The sequence below is a fragment of the Campylobacter sp. VBCF_04 NA7 genome, assembly GCF_027737405.1.
Classification (GTDB): Bacteria; Campylobacterota; Campylobacteria; order Campylobacterales; family Campylobacteraceae; genus Campylobacter_B.
The window spans coordinates 155,263-173,650 of the sequence record NZ_JAOVTT010000003.1; the positions used below are offsets into that span (position 1 = coordinate 155,263).

Sequence of the window (18,388 nt, forward strand, 5' to 3'; positions counted from 1 at the left end):
CGCAAGGCATAAAAGGCAAATTTACGCCATAGCTTCGGCGCGGGCTAGAAGCTCTTTTGCCCCTTTGGCGATAAATTTATCGGCAAAATCTGCGCCGATTTTTTGCGCCATTTTCGCATCGATTCCTGCGCGTGCAAGGCAGAGTTTATCCTCGATAAACTCGCTTCCATCGGGCAGTCCCACGACCGCGCGCACGATCACGCTATCATCTGAGATTTGCGCATTTACGCCGATTGGCACTTGGCAACCGCCCTCCAATCTCGCCACAAACGCCCTTTCTAAATTTGTCGCAAGCACGCTGTTTTCGTCGTTTATGAAATTTAAAATTTCGAGCAACTCTTTTTTGTCGGCACACTCAATCCCAAGTGCGCCTTGACCCATTGCAGGCACCATTTCATCGAGCTCGAAGGTATAAACATGCGCCACTTCGGCTCTTAAATTTAGCCTATTTATCCCAGCCATTGCCAAAATTATCGCGTCAAATTCGCCGTCTTTTAGCTTTTTGAGGCGTGTTTGGACATTTCCGCGAAGCGAAATAATCTCTAAATCAGGGCGCATTTTTAGAAGTTGCATTTTGCGGCGAAGGCTTGTGGTGCCGATTTTTGCACCCTTTGGCAGGTCGCTAAATTTAGCGTATTTTTCGCTAATCATCGCGTCTCTTTCGTCCTCCCTAGCGCCGATTGCAGCCAAAACTAGACCCTCGGGAAACACAACCGGCACATCTTTTAGGCTATGCACAGCTAGGTGGGCTTCGCCTCGGAGCATACACTCTTCGAGTTCTTTGGTAAATAGCCCCTTGCCGCCGATTTTTGCAAGCGGTGTGTCTAAAATTTTATCGCCCTTGGTTTTCATACTTTTTAGCTCGACCTTAACTCCGTGTTTTTGCTCGATTAGCGATTTTATGTGTTCGCTTTGCCACAAAGCTAGCACGCTTCCGCGGGTGGCTATGATTAGATTTTGCATTTATTCTCCTTTTTTCTCTTCGATGATTTCAGCGTCGATTATATCGTCGTTTGCGTGGTTTTTGGGTCTGTAATGGGTGCTGTTTTGCGCGCTATAATCGCTGCTGTTTCGATAAAATGTGTCGTTTTTGGAAGCGGGGTTTTTCAGGTATAAAATCACCGCCGCTACAAGCAAGCAAACGCCCAAAATATCGCTAAGTATGAGTGGCACACATAGCGCAAAACCAGCCGCGACAAAACCAAATTCACTCAAAATATATTTTGGCGTGATACGGGCGAAATTTGCCAAATTTACCATTGGGCGTTTTGTCATCAAAAATAGCCCCAAAATCGTGCTGGCAAGGACTTCGATGACAAAAATCACAAATCCGTTTGCATGCAAAAAATGGTATGTGATTATCATTTCTAGCACCAAATACGGAAGTATCAAAAACCTAAACATTTCTATCCTTGCTGAAATTTAAAGCGCCAATTTTATCAAAAGCTTTCTAAATTTTCTATTTTTTGCATTAGCGCTTCGCACGATTTGGCGATATCCTCATAACAGCTCTCAAAATCGCGCGTGTAGTATGGATCTGCGATGATTTTTTGCGATTTTGGCGCGTTTTGGCCTACCGCAAATTCGAGCAAGAATTTTACTTTTGGCGAATTTAGCCCAAAAATTCGGGCAAGGGCGCGCATATTTTCTTCGTCCATACACAAAATCAAATCAAAATTTTCAAGATCAGCTTTTGTGATTTGCGTGGCAACATGAGCCATGAGAGGCACGGCTTTTTCGCGTAATACTCGCTTGGTTTCGTAGTAGGGCGCAGAGCCAATTTCATCGGTGTGAGTGGCTTTGGAATCGCAATGAATTTTATCTTGCAAACCGCGAATTTTTACTAAATTTTCCATGACGGCCTGCGCCATTGGCGAGCGACAAATATTTCCGTGACAAACGAATAAAATTCTCATTTCTGCCCTTTATTGCGTGATTATGTCGTAGTGATTAGGGATATTTGGCGCGAAAATTTTCTCGTCGATTTTCTCGTTTTTGCGCACGCTTTGCAGATTTATCACGACTTTGTTATCGAGTTTGTCGGTGTATGAGATCTGGCTAGGGGCGTCGTTTTGGGTAGTGATGAAGTATTTCACGCCGTCAAGCTCGGCCTCATAAGCGCCTGATTTGTTTTGTTTCGCACCCGATAAAATCGCCACTAAATTCGGCGTTTCTTTGATATTTGTGATGATAGCTTGCTCCAAATCAGGCTCTATGACCGTAACCTTTGTGAAGCTAAAAAATATATTTTTTTTCGTTGGGCTTGTGTAGTGCCACACGGCATGCTCTTTGGTCGCGCTAAAATCGCCTGTGTAGTTGATTTTAGCGTCTTCGCTTTGGACGCTTTGGGTGAAATTTGCGCTTAGAGTGTCGAATTCGAGCGGATTTGCGAGCGAAAAGATAGCGCAAAACGCCAATGCAAAAACAGATTTTTTCATATCTCAAACCTCTTTAAATTTAAAATTTTGCGTTATTATAGCTGTTTTTATTAAGTTTAATTAAATAAAAACTAAAAATATGGTAATATGTTCGGTTAAAATTTTAAAATGAAGGTTTGAAATGTTTAAAAGAGTAGTTAGAGGGATTTTTGGCACGAAAAACAATCGTGTGGTCAAACAATACGCAAAACGCGCAAAAGAGATAAACGCGCTAGAAAAAAAATACGAAGCACTCGATGATGAGGCGTTAAAGGCTGAATTTAACGCACTTAAAGAGCAAATCCAAAAGGGCGAAACGACAACTGATAAAATTTTATATGATGTTTTTGCTATCGTCAGAGAGGCCTCAAAAAGGGTGCTAAATATGCGCCATTTCGATGTCCAGCTAATCGGCGGTATGGTTTTAAACGACGGCGCGATAGCTGAGATGAAAACAGGCGAGGGAAAGACGCTGGTTGCAACTTTGCCTGTGGTTTTAAACGCTATGAGTGGTAAGGGTGTGCATGTCGTGACGGTCAATGACTACCTAGCCAAACGCGACGCCGAGCAAATGGGCGTTTTGTATAATTTCTTAGGACTTAGCGTTGGCGTAGTGGTCGGTGGCGAGTATAACGATACTAAGCGCAAAGAGGCTTACGCTTGCGACATAACTTATGGCACAAACAACGAATTTGGCTTTGATTATTTGCGTGATAATATGAAATTTAGCAGCGAAGACAAAGTGCAAAGAGGTCATCATTTCGTAATCGTCGATGAAGTCGATAGTATTTTAATCGACGAGGCTAGAACGCCACTAATCATCTCAGGCCCTACAAACCGCACACTTGATGGCTATGTCAAAGCAAATGAAGTAGCCAAACAAATGGTGCAAGGCCAGGCGCCAGATGATCCAAAAGAGAAGCCAACCGGCGATTTTATCCTAGATGAAAAAAATAAAAGCGTGCTAATCACCGAAGCAGGTATCGCAAAGGCTGAAAAACTCTTTGGCGTAGATAACCTATACAAGCTTGAAAACGCCGTTTTAAGCCACTATTTAGACCAAGCATTAAAAGCAAATTATATATTTAAAAAAGATGTCAATTATGTCGTGCGTGACGGACAGATTATCATCGTAGATGAATTTACAGGCAGACTAAGCGAGGGGCGCCGTTTTAGCGAGGGCTTGCACCAAGCACTAGAAGCCAAAGAGGGCGTGCAAATCCAAGAAGAGAGCCAAACCCTAGCCGATATTACATTTCAAAACTATTTTAGAATGTATGAAAAACTAGCGGGCATGACCGGCACAGCCCAAACTGAGGCGACTGAGTTTTCTCAAATTTATAAATTAGAGGTCGTTTCAATCCCTACAAATATCCCAGTGCAAAGACTAGATCAAAATGATTTGATTTACAAAACAGAGCGCGAGAAATTTAACGCCGTAATCGAGGAGGTAAAAAGGCTAAACAAAAAAGGTCAGCCAGTCTTAGTGGGCACCGCGTCGATCGAAAAATCAGAGCTTTTGCACGAGCTTTTGGTTAAAGAAAAAATCGCTCACTCTGTGCTAAATGCCAAAAACCACGAAAAAGAGGCGCAAATCATCGCCGAAGCTGGTGCAAAGGGCGCTGTAACAATCGCCACAAATATGGCGGGTCGTGGTGTAGATATTCGCATAAATGATGAAGTCAGAGAGCTTGGCGGGCTTTATATCCTAGGCACAGAACGCCACGAAAGTCGCCGTATCGACAACCAGCTCCGTGGTCGCTCAGGCCGTCAGGGCGATCCGGGCGAGAGTAGATTTTATCTAAGTTTAGAGGATAATTTGCTTCGAATTTTTGGTAGCGATAAGATTAAAAATATTATGGAGCGTTTGGGATTAAAAGATGGCGAACATATCGAGTCTAAAATGGTCTCTCGTGCCGTAGAAAATGCGCAAAAAAAGGTCGAGAGCCTGCATTTCGAGGCTAGAAAACATATCCTAGAATACGATGATGTCGCAAACGAGCAGAGAAAGACGATTTATAAATACCGAAACGAGCTTTTGGATAAAGAATTTGACCTAAAAGACAAAATTTTGCAAAACCGCGAAGAGTATATCGCAAGCGTGCTAGATGATTTGGAGATTTTCGACGGAGATGAGAAGGAAAAATTCGATTATGAGGCGATAATAAACCGCATTTTAAATGATACTGGCGAAACGCTAGATGAGGCGAATTTGAAAAATGCTAATGATTATGGCGAGCTAAAAAGCGTGATTGTAGAGCAACTTCAAAGCTCTTACGAGGAAAAAATGAGCCAAATCGATCAGGCTCAGCGCAAAGAGATTGAAAAAATGCTTTATTTGCAAATCGTTGATCGCGACTGGCGTGAGCATTTATACCAAATGGATACCCTAAAAACGGGCATTGGACTAAGAGGATACAATCACAAAGACCCGCTAACCGAGTATAAAAAAGAAAGCTACAATCTCTTTATGGAGCTTGTTTTGCGCCTAAAAAGCGATAGTATCCGCACCTTGCAACTAATTCGCTTCAAAACCCAAGAGGAAATCGACGCCGAAAGAGAGGCTATGCAAGAGCAAATGCGTAGCGAAGCGCAGGACGAAATAAACAAAGCTAACACAAATGAGGACGAAATTTCAAATTCAAGCGAAAATTCAAATTTGAGTGAAAATCAAAGCACAGAAAATAGCGAATTTTCGCTAGGCGCGAAAAAACCTAAACGAAACGACCCATGTCCATGCGGAAGCGGTAAAAAATACAAAGACTGCCACGGTAAAGGTGGCCCTAAAAAAGGCGGTTTTGCAAGGTAACTTGCAAACGCCTAATTTCAAAATTCACAGGGCAGACTTTGATAAAATATCTACTTTTTAAATATTTGCGTTTCGACAAATCCCAGCCATTTATCACGCTTTCTGCGATTTTGGCGTTTTTGGGCGTGAGTATTGGACTAATGGTGCTAATCATCGCAATGGCGATAATGAACGGTTTCGATAAAGAATTCCAGCGCAAACTCTTTACGATGAACTATCCTATCACGATACACAGCCAGTTTCGTGGCGGTATCACAAACGATGATGTCGAAATTTTAAAGGGTGATTTCCCAAATTTAAAATTTAGCCCATATATCAGCTCGCAAGTCATCGCTAAAAACGGCGATAGATTAGAGGGTGGGATAATCTTTGGCGTAAATTTGGCTGATGAAATTCAAATAAACTCAGTCGTCGCACAGGGGGCGAAAGACGCGAATTTGAGCGAATTTGGCATTATGGTCGGTAAGGGCATAAAGGACGAATTTATGCTAGATATGGGCGATAAAATCACAATGATTTTTACCAAAAACGACCCAGGCGGATTTGCGCTGATTCCTAAAATGAAGCGATTTGAAGTGCGCGCTAGCTTTGATTCTGGTTTGATTGCTTATGACAAGGCGTATTCTTACGCGAGCGTGGGCGATTTGGCGAAAATTTTGGGCTATGACGAGGGGCGATATGACGGGGTGCATGTTTTCTCAGACGATCCATTTAAGGATTTAGAAATCATTAAAGAAAACCTCCCGCCGAGCGCGCGCGCTGTTGGCTGGTGGCAACAAAACGGCAACTTTTTCTCAGCCCTTGCGCTTGAAAAACGGGCGCTTTTTTTGGTGCTTTTGCTAATAATCTTAGTGGCTAGCTTAAATATCGTTAGTTCGCTTTTGATGACCGTGATGAATCGTCGCCAAGAAATCGCGCTTTTGCTTAGCCTTGGAGCGAGCAAAAAAGAGGTGAAAAAGACATTTTTCTCGCTTGGGGCGACGATTGGCGGAAGCGGAATAATTTTTGGCCTTATTTTAGGGCTTTTTGGGGTTTGGTTGCTTGGAAATTTCGATATCATCGACCTGCCAGCCGATGTTTATGGAAGCAGCAAACTGCCTATGGAGCTCTCATTTAGCGATTTGATTTCTACCGTGGTAGGAGCTGTGATAATAGTAGCGCTCTCATCGTGGTATCCAGCCAAAAAGGCCACAGAAGTCGATGTTTTGCAAACTTTGCGTAATGAATAATTTAAATTTAATAAAGGAGAATTTATGAAAAAGTTAATTTTATGCGCCCTAGTGGCTGGATTTTTTATCGGTTGTGCTGGCACAAAAGAGCCGGGCGTGAGCGAGAGCACGCCAATCGAGCAGAAAAAAATCGAGCCAAATTTCAACCAAAATAGCGCTGGTTGCACCACAGGCTGCATGGACGCTGTAATCAAAGCCCAAGAAGCAAACAAAAATATAAAAAGATAAATTTCAATGGTAGTTTTTTAACTACCATTTCCACTTAAAATTCCCAAATTTAGCCCAAAAATAAATCTGATTTTTATTAAATTTAAGGTAAAATTGAAGCTTCAATTTTTATTTAAAGGTTTTTTATGACTTTAATCGACGGAAAAGCGATAAGCGCAAAGGTCAAAGAAGAGGTAAAAATCGCAGCCAAAGAGCTTAGTGCTAAGGGTGTAACTCCGGGGCTTGCGGTGATTTTAGTGGGCGAGGACAAGGCTAGTGCTACTTATGTGGCTAGCAAAGAAAAGGCGTGCGTAGCGTGCGGGATAAATTCTTACCCATATCATCTAAGCGCGCAAACTACCGAAACTGCGCTATTAGAGCTAATTGATGAGCTTAATGCTGATGAAAATGTCGATGGCATACTTGTCCAACTTCCACTTCCAAAACACATTGATACAAATAAAATTTTAGAAAAAATCGATCCTAGCAAAGATGTCGATGGATTTCACGCTGTAAATGTCGGCAGACTAGTTAGCGGATTAGAGGCTTTTGTGCCATGCACGCCACTTGGCATTATGCGACTTTTGGCTGAATACGGCATAGAAACAAACGGCGCAAACGCTGTGGTAATTGGTAGAAGCAATATAGTCGGCAAACCTATGGCAAATTTGCTTTTAAACGCGAATTCTACCGTTACTATCACACACTCTCGCACCAAAAATTTAGCCGAAATTTGCTCGCAGGCTGATATCTTAGTCGCAGCGATTGGAAAGCCAAATTTCGTAACCCCTGATATGGTAAAAGATGGCGCGGTGGTCATTGATGTAGGCATAAACCGCCTAGAAAACGGCAAACTAACCGGCGATGTGGATTTCGACGCAGTCGCGCCTAAATGCTCGTTTATCACGCCAGTTCCTGGTGGCGTGGGTCCTATGACAATCGCAATGCTACTTCAAAACACAATCACATCGGCGCGCAACCGCCTAAAAAGAAGCAAATAAATGAAATTTTTAGGTTCGCTTTATCGCTTTTCATCTAGCTGGGTTGGCACGATTTGCATTGTGCTTTTTATCATACTTTTTGTGGCGCAAGCTTTTGTGATTCCAAGCGGATCGATGAGAGTTACGCTTTTAGAGGGCGATTTTTTGTTTGTGAAAAAATTTAGCTACGGAATACCAACCCCTCATATCCCATTTATCGAGGTTCCAGTAGCCCCTGATAGCGACGGGGACGGACATTTAATCCAAGGCAAACGCCCACAGCGTGGTGATATCGTGGTATTTCGCTATCCAAAAGATGAGAAAATTCACTATGTCAAGCGAAATTTCGCCGTTGGTGGAGATGAAGTCATTTTTGATTTAGATAATTTCTACCTCAGACCAAACGAAGGCGATGAATTTATAGAGCAAAACTACGATAAAAGCGATATTGTCATCTTAAACGGACAAAAATATGTCAAAGAGCCGTATAAATTCAAAGGCATAAATTACAATCCGCATTTTAGAAACGCCATGCGGGCAAGCATGCTTGGAAATTTAGAGCGCAAAAGCTTAGCAATGCGCCCTATAATGGTGGCTGAGAGCGAGAAGGTATATGAATACGGCGGTGTGAAATTTAACGCATTTTATATCAAAGTTCCGCAAGATGAGTTTTTTATGATTGGCGATAACCGCAACAACTCAGGCGATAGCAGGTATTGGGGCACCGTGCCGTATCGCCTAATCGTAGGCAAGCCGTGGTTTACTTATTTTAGTATCGACCCAGATAAAAAAATCCGCTGGGAGAGAATAGGGCGCTTCATCGACACTCTTCAAAGCGATGAGAGCTTGATTTATGAGCAAAAATAAAGGGAAAATATGCAGATAAAAAAGGTTTTTATTGCGGGTGATCACGCTTCGCCAGCTGTGAAGGAAGAGGTCAAAAAAATAATCGCAAATTTGGGCTATGAGTTCGAAGATTTAGGCACAAATGACGAAAATATCAGCGTGGATTATCCTGATTTCGCGAAAATTTTGGCTGATAAAATTTTGGTTGAAAGCAAAAATTTAGCCAGCGCAAACGGCGAGCAAAACAGCGAAGATAGCACAAAATTTGGAATTTATGGAATTTTAATTTGTGGCACAGGTATTGGGATTTCGATTGCGGCAAACCGCCACGCACATATTCGTTGCGCGCTTTGCCACGATAGCTTAACTGCTAGGCTTTGCAGGGAGCATAATAACGCAAATGTGCTTGCATTTGGCGCAAGAGTGCTAGGAATCGCAGAGATTGAGGATATGATAAAGACATTTTTTAGCACAAAATTTAGCGGCGGCAGACACGAAAGACGCGTGAATAAGCTAGGCGTGATTGCCTGCGATATGAGCGCAAAATAGGGCGAGAATATGATAGTGGTTTTTGAAATTTTAAGCTTTGTTTTGGCTGTATTGTTGGTGCTTTCGATCCGTAAAAATATGAAAATTTACGATAAATTGGCAAAATGCGAAGATGAAATTTCAAAATTAAAAGAAAATCAAGAAAAGCTAAAATCTGCGTTGGAGCTTAGCATACAGGCCTTGCAAAGCGACGAAGCAGAAAAGTTAAATTTAAGATTGCAAAATGCAAAATTATTAAAGGATAGAGGATGAAAACTTTAAGCAATGATGATAAAGCTTATCTTTTTAAATCATTAAGGACTATCGAGGATTTCCCTAAACCTGGGATTTTGTTTTACGATGTAACGACGCTTTTGGGCGATAAAAAGGCATTTAGCTTTTTGCTAGATCATCTCGTAGATCGCTACAAGGATTACGAGCTTGATTATATCGTAGGGATTGAAAGCAGGGGATTTATCTTTGGTGCGGCACTTGCGGCTAGGCTAAATTTGGCTTTCGTGCCGATTCGCAAACCAAAAAAACTTCCATATATCACCATTTCGCAAAAATACTCTCTCGAATACGGCTTCGATCAGGTTGAAATGCATGTCGATGCCTTTGACGCAGTCGCAAACGCACAAAACCGCAAAGCCAGAGTGCTTTTAATCGACGATTTAATCGCTACTGGTGGCACAGCCAAAGCCGCGCTTGATTTGATCGCGCAAACAAACGCCGATTGCGTGGAAGCGTGCTTTTTGCTAAATTTGCGCGCATTAAACGATCTGGGCGAATTTGAAGCAAGAACGAAAGTTTATTGCGTTTTAGAGGCTTAGTTTGGAAGAAACGCTCAAAGAAATTCTAACCCAGTATCATCAATACGCTTATATCGTGCTTTTTGCGTGGTGCGCATTAGAGGGCGAAATCGCGCTAGTTTTGGGCGGGATTTTGGCGCATGAGGGGCATATAAATTTACCACTTGGTATTTTTGTCGCGGCGTGTGGGGCGTTTGCGGGCGATCAATTTTATTTTTATATCGGCAGGTATAATAAAAACTACATTAGCAAAAAGCTCGCCACCCAACGCCGTAAATTTGCTATCGCGCACCTGCTTTTACAGCGTTGGGGCTGGATTTTGATATTTATCCAGCGATATATGTATGGGCTTCGTATGATAATTCCGATGAGTATCGGCATTACCCGTTATAGTGCGAAAAAATTCGCCTTTATCAATTTTTTGAGTGCGATTGCATGGGCGAGTATGACGATGATACCTGCATGGTATTTTGGCAAACAAATTTGGCAGGCGATAAATTTGATCGAGCAATACTGGTATTTTGCGATACCGCTGATTGCCGGAATTGTCTTTGGGTTTTATAAAATTTTTGCAAGATTAGAAAATCATTTTATAAATTTAAGAAAGGATAGAGATGAAAGTAACATTATTGAATCAAAATTTTGACGCGATAAATGCGGATTTTGAGGTGATTTTTATCGTCGGTGGCGACACGGCTCACCGCTTTGTCAAAGACGGTGATAAATTTGATTTTTTTGATTACAAAGGCGAGGGAAATTTGCTTTTAAGCGAGCAAAAAAGGCTATATGTAGGCATAAAAGCCCTAGAATACGACCGCGTGAGAGTGGGCGTGGCACAGGCATACAACACGCTAAAAAATCTTAAAATTTCAAATTTTAAAATCGCATTTTATGATTGTGGTTGCACGAAAAAAAGCGCAATGGCTATGGCTGAGGGCGCAGTGCTAGGCGCGTATGAGTTTAACAAATACAAAAGCGAAAAAAAATCCTACACTCTAAATGAAATTTTTATCGCTAGCGACACATACACAGGCTCTACGCTAGAAGCCGATAAAGCTAGTCGTGGCGTGAAATTTGGCGCTATTATGGCGGACGCAGCGAATTTCGCCAAAAACGGAGTCAATGAAATCCCTGAAATTTACACTCCGCATAAAATGGCAGACGAGGCTGAAATTTTGGCTTCAAACTACGATGATGTCAGCGTAGCTGTGTATGATGAGAGATTTTTGGAAGAAGAGAAAATGAACGCGTTTTTGGCTGTCAATCGCGCCTCAGCTCATCGCCCACGCCTAATCCACCTTACCTACAAACCTGAAAAATGCCTTCAAAAGGTCGTTTTCGTGGGCAAGGGTTTGACCTATGATAGTGGCGGACTTAGCCTAAAACCGAGCGATTATATGCTGACAATGAAAGCTGACAAAAGTGGCGCGCTTGCAGCTATGGCGATTATCAAAGGCGCTGCCGAGCTTGATTTGCCTTTTGAAATACACGCTATCATCGGCGCTACCGAAAACATGATAGGTGGCAACGCCTACAAACCAGATGATGTGCTAATCTCTCGCTCTGGCGTGAGTATCGAGGTGCGAAACACAGACGCAGAGGGCAGACTAGTGCTGGCTGATTGTCTAAGCTACGCGCAAGATTTAAACCCTGATTTGCTAATCGATATGGCGACACTTACAGGGGCTTGCGTAGTGGGACTTGGCGAATACACAAGCGGAATTTTAGGAAATAACGAAGAGTTAAAGCTAAAATTTAAAAATTTAACCAAAGCTAGTGGCGAGCTTTTTACGATTTTAGAATTTAATGATTATTTGCGAGAACTTATCAAATCAAATATCGCAGATGTCTCAAATACAGCGTCTAGCAGATACGGTGGCACGACCACAGCGGGGCTTTTCCTTGATAAATTTATCAAACCTGAATTCAAAGACAAATGGCTTCATCTTGATATCGCAGGCCCAGCCTATGTCGAAAAAGCGTGGGGATATAACCAATTCGGCGCGACAGGTGCGGCAGTTAGAGCAAATCTATACTACCTAATGGCTCTGCAAAAAGAGCTAGAAAAGAGGGGCTAATGGGGCTTTCTGTTGGAATCGTAGGTTTGCCAAATGTGGGCAAATCTACCACCTTTAATGCGCTAACAAAGGCGCAAAATGCCCAAGCGCAAAACTATCCATTTTGCACGATTGAGCCAAACAAGGCTATCGTGCCAGTGCCTGATACTAGGCTTGATGAGCTAGCCAAAATCGTAAATCCGGAGCGTATCATGCACTCGACAATCGAATTTGTTGATATCGCTGGACTTGTAAAGGGTGCTAGCAAGGGCGAGGGTTTGGGAAATAAATTTCTCTCAAATATCCGTGAAGCTGAGATTATTTTGCATATAGTGCGTTGCTTCGAAGACGGCAATATCACGCATGTCGAGGGCAGTATCGACCCTATCCGCGATATCGAAATCATCGAAACTGAGCTTGTTTTAGCCGATATCGAGCAGTTAGGCAGAAAAATCGAGCGACTAAACAAAGAAGCCAAAGCAAACGCCAAAGGCGCCAAAGAGGCCTTAGCACTCGCAAATGAGCTTTTGGAGCATTTAAATTTAGGCAAACCTGCTTCAAATTTCGCAGACAAAGACAGCGAAGTGTTTGCGAGCCTAAACAAAGAGTTGCGCCTGCTTTCTGCAAAAGAGGTGATTTATGGCGCAAATGTCGATGAGGACGGCATAGCGCAGGATAATGAGTATGTAAAAGCTGTAAAAGAGTATGCAAATGCGCGAAATGCCGAAGTTATCAAGCTTTGCGCTAAAATCGAAGAGGAGTTAATCGGTCTAGGTGATGATGAGGCGCACGAAATGCTTCAAAGCCTAGGCGCAGAAGAAAGCGGACTAGATAATATCATCAGAAGATCTTTTGCGAAGCTAAATTTGATAAGCTATTTTACCGCTGGGGTTATGGAAGTGCGCGCATGGACGATAACCAAAGGCTGGAAAGCGCCAAAGGCGGCTAGCGTGATACATAATGATTTCGAGCGTGGCTTTATCCGTGCAGAGGTCATTAGCTACGATGATTTCGTGGCGCATGGAGGCGAAAGTAGGGCAAAAGAGGCAGGAAAAATGCGCCTAGAAGGCAAGGATTATGTCGTAAATGATGGCGATGTAATGCATTTTAGGTTTAATGTGTAATTTAATTTTTTTTTTGAAATATGCAAATTTTGATTATTTTTCTTAAAATTTAAGTTTTTTTACATTAAAATTACTTGAAATTTTTGAAGTAAAATTTGCAAATTTATCTAAAATTTATGGTAAATGGGCGCGTGTTATCTTTCTATTTACTTTTTTTAGGTATTTTTCGGTTTTATTTTTAAGGAGTTAAAATGAAAAAGTTTTTAGGTCTTTTGGCATTAGCAGGCGCAGTGACTTTTTCTGGTGCTAACACACTAGAACAAATCAAAGCGAGCAATACGCTAAGAATTGGTGTAGGTGAGCACGATGCTCCAATGAGTTCTATTTCAAAAAGTGGCAAATTTCAAGGTTTTGAAATTGAGTTGGCAAAAGAACTAGCAAAAGCCATTTTAGGAGACGGCGGTAAGGTAGAATTTGTCGCTGTTAAAGATGCTGAGCGTATGGATGCTGTAACTCAAAACAGAGTTGATTTGCTAATCCACAATTATTCAAGAACACCTGAGCGCGAGAAATCAATGGACTTTTCTATGCCTTATCTTTCAACAATGGATGCTGTTGTTACTAAAAAAGATTTAGGCGTCCAAAGACTAAGCGATTTAAGAGGTAGAAGAGTTCTAGTTGTCCCAGGCACATCAGCTGAAGTCGCTCTTAACAAAGAACCACAAATCCAGCAAGTTCCTTGCTCTACATCAAAAGAGTGCTTGGATAAATTAAGAGCTGGCGAAGCTGACGGCTATGCTAGAAAAATTACTGCAATCGCTACTATTCCATTTGTTGATGATAGATTTGAGCTTGCTATCAAACGCATAGGAGCTATCGCTTTCAACTGCGTAGGTACTCAAAAAGGCAACCGTGATCTAATGGAAATCGTAGATAGCAAAATCCTATCTCTATCACAAGAAGGCTTCTTTGCTGATATGTATGAGCAAACTTTCGAGCTATTCTATCGTGGTGAGCTAGAAGAGAAAATGTTCGTTCTAGATGATATTTATGAAGCATTATTATAATTAGTGCTTTTTGATACTATACTTGGGCGCCTTTTTTAAGGCGCCTTTTTTTATGGCTGAAAATTTTATTTGTCTAATCTGTCGTTGCGAGAAAACTAAGTTTTTGAGGCAATTCAGTAAAATTCTTTAATCTCTAATTTGTCATTGCGAGGCGACGCAGTCGCCGTGGCAATCTACGACTTTAAAAATTAAGGTTAGCGTTTTTTGCAAATTTACCGCAAAGAATTTTAAACTCGTAGATTGCTTCGTCGCTGTTTCACAGCTCCTCGCAATGACAAAATCGAGGCAGTATTTAAAAACTTGCGGTAGCGAAAATCTCGCAATGACATTAAATTCCCAAATTTATTAAATTCAAAACCAAATTATGCTATAAACTTCAAATTTTTACAATCAAAATTTTAGGATTAAATATGAAAATTTTAAAAAGCACAGACAGCAATTTCGCGCAAGAATTCGAGGCTCTGGTAAATCGTGGCAATATGGACATGCAAAAGGTAATGCCGATCGTAAGCGGTATCATCGATGATATCAAGGCGCGTGGCGATGAGGCGCTAAACGAGCAAATAGCCAAATTTGACAAATGGGAAGTTAAGGGAAATTTGGCGATTTCGCAAGACGAGATGAAAAAGGCTTTCAACGAGCTAAGCGATGAGCTAAAAACCGCGCTTAAAGTGGCGTATGATCGCATTTATGCCTATCACGAAAAGCAACTCGAAAAAAGCTGGATTGACTTCGGCGCACACGGCGAAATCTTGGGTCAAAAAATCACGCCCGTAGATCGCGCGGGGCTGTATATCCCAGGTGGCAAGGCTGCCTATCCTAGCTCGCTTTTGATGAACGCAGTGCCTGCAATCGTCGCAGGTGTCGCTGATATCACGGTCTGCACCCCTGCTGTGGGCGGAGTGGTAAATTCGCTTCTTCTAGCTGCCATGCATGTGCTAGGAATCAAAAAAGCCTACAAAGTAGGCGGTGCGAGCGCAGTCGCAGCCATGGCGTATGGCACGGAAACGATAGACAAGGTCGATGTCATCACGGGTCCTGGAAATATTTTCGTAGCGACGGCTAAAAAGCTCGTTTTTGGCGATGTGAATATCGATATGATAGCAGGTCCTAGCGAAGTGGGCGTGCTAGCAGATGCTAGTGCGAGTGCGTATCACACGGCTGTGGATTTGCTAAGCCAAGCCGAACACGACGAGATCGCAAGCAGTATTTTGGTAAGTGCAGATGAGAAATTTGCCCTTGCTGTAAAAGATGAAATTTATAAAATTTTGCCTACATTAGAGCGCGAGAGTATCGCTAGAAAGAGCATTGATGACAAGGGCGCGATTATTATCGCGCGAGATTTTGACGAGGCGATAGATTTGATGAACGACCTAGCCGTCGAACACCTAGAAATCGCCATGGACAACGCCTACGATTACCTTGCGCGCATTAAGCACGCAGGCGCGATTTTCTTGGGACACTACACGCCTGAGGCTATGGGGGATTATTTGGCGGGGCCAAACCACACGCTTCCGACAGGTGGCAGTGCTAGATTTTTCTCACCGCTTGGGGTTTATCACTTCATCAAACGAAGCTCGGTAATCGCGCTAAATAAGGGCGCAATCGACGCTCTGGGCGAAGCGTGCATGGCACTAGCGCAGGCCGAGGGCTTAACAGCGCACAAAAAATCGGTGGAAATTCGCTATAAAAATAATGATTAAAAAAATTTTCAAATTTTTTCTTTGGGTTTTTGTTTTTATATTGGCTTTGAGCCTTGCTATGATTGTATTTTTTTATTTTCTGTTTTCGCCAGCAGATGGCGATTATATAAACACAAATTACGAAAGCCAGTTTAAACACACCAAACCAAACCCCTTTCCTGCGGATTTAACCCCAAAACCTATATTTTGGGAAAATGCGATTGAGAGGGCTTTCCCTGATGCGATTAGTGTGCCTTATATCTACTTGCGAGATAAGCATGGCGTCTGGCTTCGCTATAATGATGGCTTGTCGTTTGATTATCTTTTGGGCGAAGATATGCCAGAAAAGCATTATTTATACAACGAAGATGATTTTTCGCCAAGCGAGGAAGTGCGAAAAAAGGAGAAATTTTTCAGGCACAAATCGTGGAATATCACCCTAAAAGAGGGCGCAAACGAAATTTATAAGCAAACGGCGCATAAAATCACTAGACAATACATTGGCTCGTTTGATCTGCACTCAAACCCGGGCAAGACAGTGTGGTTTCCTAGCAGTGCCGAGCAAAATTTCGAGGCGATTTCAAGATTGCAAATCCCGCTTGAAGCTTACGATTTCCCACATAAACTAAATAGAAATACCGAAATCACGCCCCAAAAATACGGCAAATTTCACGGAGATAGCGAGGTTTTGCCAGTAGATGAAAATGTCTATGAAATCAAAACCCACGAAGGGACGCAGAAAATCCGCACCTCAAATATGAGCAAATGGTCAGTAGAATACAAAAAACAAAAGGCGATTTGCGGGGATAAATTTTGCCTATTTCTCTTCACCGATACGGATAAAAAGCGTAAATATTGCGAAAATATAGGCAATGAAACAGCGATACTGTTTTTAAATTTAGAGCGCAAATTCACATCTAGCTCATACAGCAATAGTCCGCTATATAGGACTAATGGCTATCATTTTGGGCTAAAAGATGGCTACGAAATCGACGATATAGCCTCATTTGAGATGATACCGAGCGAGTTTGCGGAGTTTGAGAAAAAGCAACAACCCGATAAAATGACCTACAAAAATGTCCCCACAGGCGAAAAATTTATCGAATATGAGCTTAAAATTTACGCCAAAGACGGCGCGCTCATAAATCAGTATTGCGACCACTACTACATGCACAAGCCAATAAGGGAGTTGCAGTGAAAATAGGGCAAATGGGCGGAATTTTTTGTTTTTTGGTTGCGTTCGTTTGTTTGGCTAGCGCAAATGAGCAGAATTTTACACAGAATTTATCGCAAAATTTTACGCAAAATTCAAGCGAGAGTGTTTTTGCAGATACTGCGCCCGATACTGCGCCGAATTTGGACACAAATTCTAGCCATGGTGTTTTTACAGATACTGCGCCAAATTTTGAAATTTTCCACGATGAAAACGCTACAAACGAGCAAATTTCTAGCGCACTAGACGCACTTTTGGATTTTGCGCGCGCAAATGCTGAGCGCATAAATGACGAATTTGGCGAGTATGGCGAGCGGATTTTTACTCATTTTATCTATAATCCCAAAATTTCGCGCACAGGCAAATTTGACTTCGACAAAATCACTGAAATTTTAAAATTCAGCCCAAATTTGAATTATAACGAGGGCGAATTTGACAATCCTTTAAATATCGTAAATTCCTATGGTTGCGATATCGGCGCAGGTGTGGAAAATGACGAAAATTCCACTAAATTTGATAGCGAGGAGCTGTTTGCGCTAATAGATTTGCTGGTAAGTAGTGGCGCCAAACCTAGCGAAAATGACGCTAAAATGGCTAGTGCGTGCGATAATTTCGACGCGTTTGCATATTTTTTGGCTAACGGCGCACCGCTAGGAAATGGCGTGGTCGCTGATATAACTTCGAGCGAGGCGGAGTTTATCAAGGACCAAAATATCACGCTTGATTATCTTTTAAAAACCCCGCCAAGCGATCTTAGGCGCATTGCGCAGAGTTACGATTTTTCGAAATTTCACGCCGATAAAATGCGGTTTTTCGAGGAAAGTTTGAAGTATAAAGGGATAAATGAGCTCGATAAAAAGGAACTTCAAGGCTTTATTAAATTTTCTGCGCTTATGGATAATTCGCTCGCGGTGCAGTTTTTGTTGGAGCACGGCATTTGCGAGAAGGACCGCCAAATGTGCGCTTATATGAAGGCGCAGGCGAAGTATTTCGAGGCTGAGAAAATCTCGGATATGCTTAGCTTGGAGCTGAAACATAAATTTTGAAATTCTGTGAAATTTGAAATTCTGTGAAATTTGAAATTCTGTGAAATTTTGAAATTCTTTAAATTTTGAAATTTCACGCTGGCGCAACCTTAAAATACTGCACCGATTTTGTGTCATTGAGAAATTTTGCAAATTTTATTTGCTTTGTCATTGCGAGACCACGCAGTGGTCGAAGCAATCCATTAAAATTTAGAGAGAATTTTACTGGATTGCTTCGGCAAAGCGTCTTGACGCTTTGCTTTTGCTCGCAATGACAGCAAAAACACACGCTTTAAATTTTATACTCGTAGATTGCTTCGCTTTCTACGAAAGCTCGCAATGACAAATCAGAGATTATGGAATTTCCCTGGATTGCTTCGGCAAAGCGTCTTGACGCTTTGCTTTTGCTCGCAATGACAAAAATCGGGCAGTATTTAGGAACTTGCGGTAGC

At 42.1% G+C, this 18,388-nt stretch carries 19 protein-coding genes; 15 read left to right on the top strand and 4 right to left on the bottom strand.

The annotated features are described in order from the left end of the window. Positions 1–21: 21 nt before the first annotated feature. Genes hemC through lolA form a run of 4 tightly spaced genes read right to left on the bottom strand, consistent with a single transcriptional unit; the run spans position 22 to position 2,438 of the window. On the bottom strand, positions 22–963 hold the full coding sequence (hemC, locus tag OFO00_RS04100; RefSeq protein WP_270864986.1) for a hydroxymethylbilane synthase: 942 nt from the start codon (positions 961–963) through the stop codon (positions 22–24). Continuing rightward, on the bottom strand, positions 964–1,404 hold the full coding sequence (locus OFO00_RS04105; protein WP_270864987.1) for an FxsA family protein: 441 nt from the start codon (positions 1,402–1,404) through the stop codon (positions 964–966). Between the two features lie 35 nt (positions 1,405–1,439). Then, positions 1,440–1,916, bottom strand: coding sequence for a low molecular weight protein-tyrosine-phosphatase (locus OFO00_RS04110; protein ID WP_270864988.1), 477 nt, complete (start codon positions 1,914–1,916; stop codon positions 1,440–1,442). A 9-nt stretch (positions 1,917–1,925) separates the two neighbouring features. Further along, on the bottom strand, positions 1,926–2,438 hold the full coding sequence (gene lolA / locus OFO00_RS04115; protein ID WP_270864989.1) for a LolA-like outer membrane lipoprotein chaperone: 513 nt from the start codon (positions 2,436–2,438) through the stop codon (positions 1,926–1,928). Positions 2,439–2,559: 121 nt separating this feature from the next. On the opposite strand from lolA, the gene secA reads away from it, so the two are divergent. From secA to OFO00_RS04190, 15 genes are all read left to right on the top strand, one after another. Beyond that, a complete protein-coding gene (gene secA, locus OFO00_RS04120; protein ID WP_270864990.1) occupies positions 2,560–5,226 on the top strand; it encodes a preprotein translocase subunit SecA in 2,667 nt (888 codons plus the stop codon). Positions 5,227–5,264: 38 nt separating this feature from the next. After that, complete coding sequence (locus OFO00_RS04125) at positions 5,265–6,455, top strand: ABC transporter permease (RefSeq protein WP_270858822.1); 1,191 nt, start codon at positions 5,265–5,267, stop codon at positions 6,453–6,455. Positions 6,456–6,479: 24 nt separating this feature from the next. Beyond that, the gene (locus OFO00_RS04130) at positions 6,480–6,683 is read left to right on the top strand and encodes a hypothetical protein (protein WP_270864991.1); all 204 of its coding nucleotides are present in this window, start codon (positions 6,480–6,482) and stop codon (positions 6,681–6,683) included. 125 nt (positions 6,684–6,808) lie between these two features. Continuing rightward, positions 6,809–7,663: a bifunctional methylenetetrahydrofolate dehydrogenase/methenyltetrahydrofolate cyclohydrolase FolD gene (gene folD, locus OFO00_RS04135; RefSeq protein WP_270864992.1), complete on the top strand. Its 855-nt coding sequence runs from the start codon at positions 6,809–6,811 to the stop codon at positions 7,661–7,663. Then, the gene (lepB, locus tag OFO00_RS04140; protein ID WP_270864993.1) at positions 7,664–8,509 is read left to right on the top strand and encodes a signal peptidase I; all 846 of its coding nucleotides are present in this window, start codon (positions 7,664–7,666) and stop codon (positions 8,507–8,509) included. A gap of 9 nt (positions 8,510–8,518) precedes the next feature. Next, a complete protein-coding gene (locus OFO00_RS04145) occupies positions 8,519–9,037 on the top strand; it encodes an RpiB/LacA/LacB family sugar-phosphate isomerase (RefSeq protein ID WP_270864994.1) in 519 nt (172 codons plus the stop codon). 9 nt (positions 9,038–9,046) lie between these two features. Beyond that, complete coding sequence (locus OFO00_RS04150) at positions 9,047–9,289, top strand: hypothetical protein (RefSeq protein ID WP_270858827.1); 243 nt, start codon at positions 9,047–9,049, stop codon at positions 9,287–9,289. Next, a complete protein-coding gene (gene apt, locus OFO00_RS04155; protein ID WP_270864995.1) occupies positions 9,286–9,849 on the top strand; it encodes an adenine phosphoribosyltransferase in 564 nt (187 codons plus the stop codon). Before OFO00_RS04150 ends, apt begins: the two co-directional genes overlap by 4 nt. Position 9,850: 1 nt before the next feature. After that, positions 9,851–10,474, top strand: coding sequence for a DedA family protein (locus tag OFO00_RS04160; RefSeq protein WP_270864996.1), 624 nt, complete (start codon positions 9,851–9,853; stop codon positions 10,472–10,474). Next, entirely contained in the window at positions 10,443–11,906 is a 1,464-nt protein-coding gene (locus OFO00_RS04165) for a leucyl aminopeptidase (protein WP_270864997.1), read from the top strand. The genes OFO00_RS04160 and OFO00_RS04165 overlap by 32 nt, the downstream gene beginning before the upstream one ends. Next, the gene (ychF, locus tag OFO00_RS04170; RefSeq protein ID WP_270858831.1) at positions 11,906–13,009 is read left to right on the top strand and encodes a redox-regulated ATPase YchF; all 1,104 of its coding nucleotides are present in this window, start codon (positions 11,906–11,908) and stop codon (positions 13,007–13,009) included. The genes OFO00_RS04165 and ychF overlap by 1 nt, the downstream gene beginning before the upstream one ends. Positions 13,010–13,200: 191 nt before the next feature. Further along, a complete protein-coding gene (locus OFO00_RS04175; RefSeq protein ID WP_270862500.1) occupies positions 13,201–14,016 on the top strand; it encodes a transporter substrate-binding domain-containing protein in 816 nt (271 codons plus the stop codon). 410 nt (positions 14,017–14,426) lie between these two features. Beyond that, positions 14,427–15,719 (top strand): histidinol dehydrogenase, encoded by a 1,293-nt coding sequence (hisD, locus tag OFO00_RS04180; protein ID WP_270864998.1) that lies wholly within the window; start codon positions 14,427–14,429, stop codon positions 15,717–15,719. Positions 15,720–15,777: 58 nt separating this feature from the next. Next, complete coding sequence (locus OFO00_RS04185; RefSeq protein ID WP_270864999.1) at positions 15,778–16,896, top strand: hypothetical protein; 1,119 nt, start codon at positions 15,778–15,780, stop codon at positions 16,894–16,896. Beyond that, positions 16,893–17,957, top strand: coding sequence for a hypothetical protein (locus OFO00_RS04190; protein ID WP_270865000.1), 1,065 nt, complete (start codon positions 16,893–16,895; stop codon positions 17,955–17,957). The genes OFO00_RS04185 and OFO00_RS04190 overlap by 4 nt, the downstream gene beginning before the upstream one ends. The last annotated feature ends 431 nt before the right edge of the window (positions 17,958–18,388 follow it).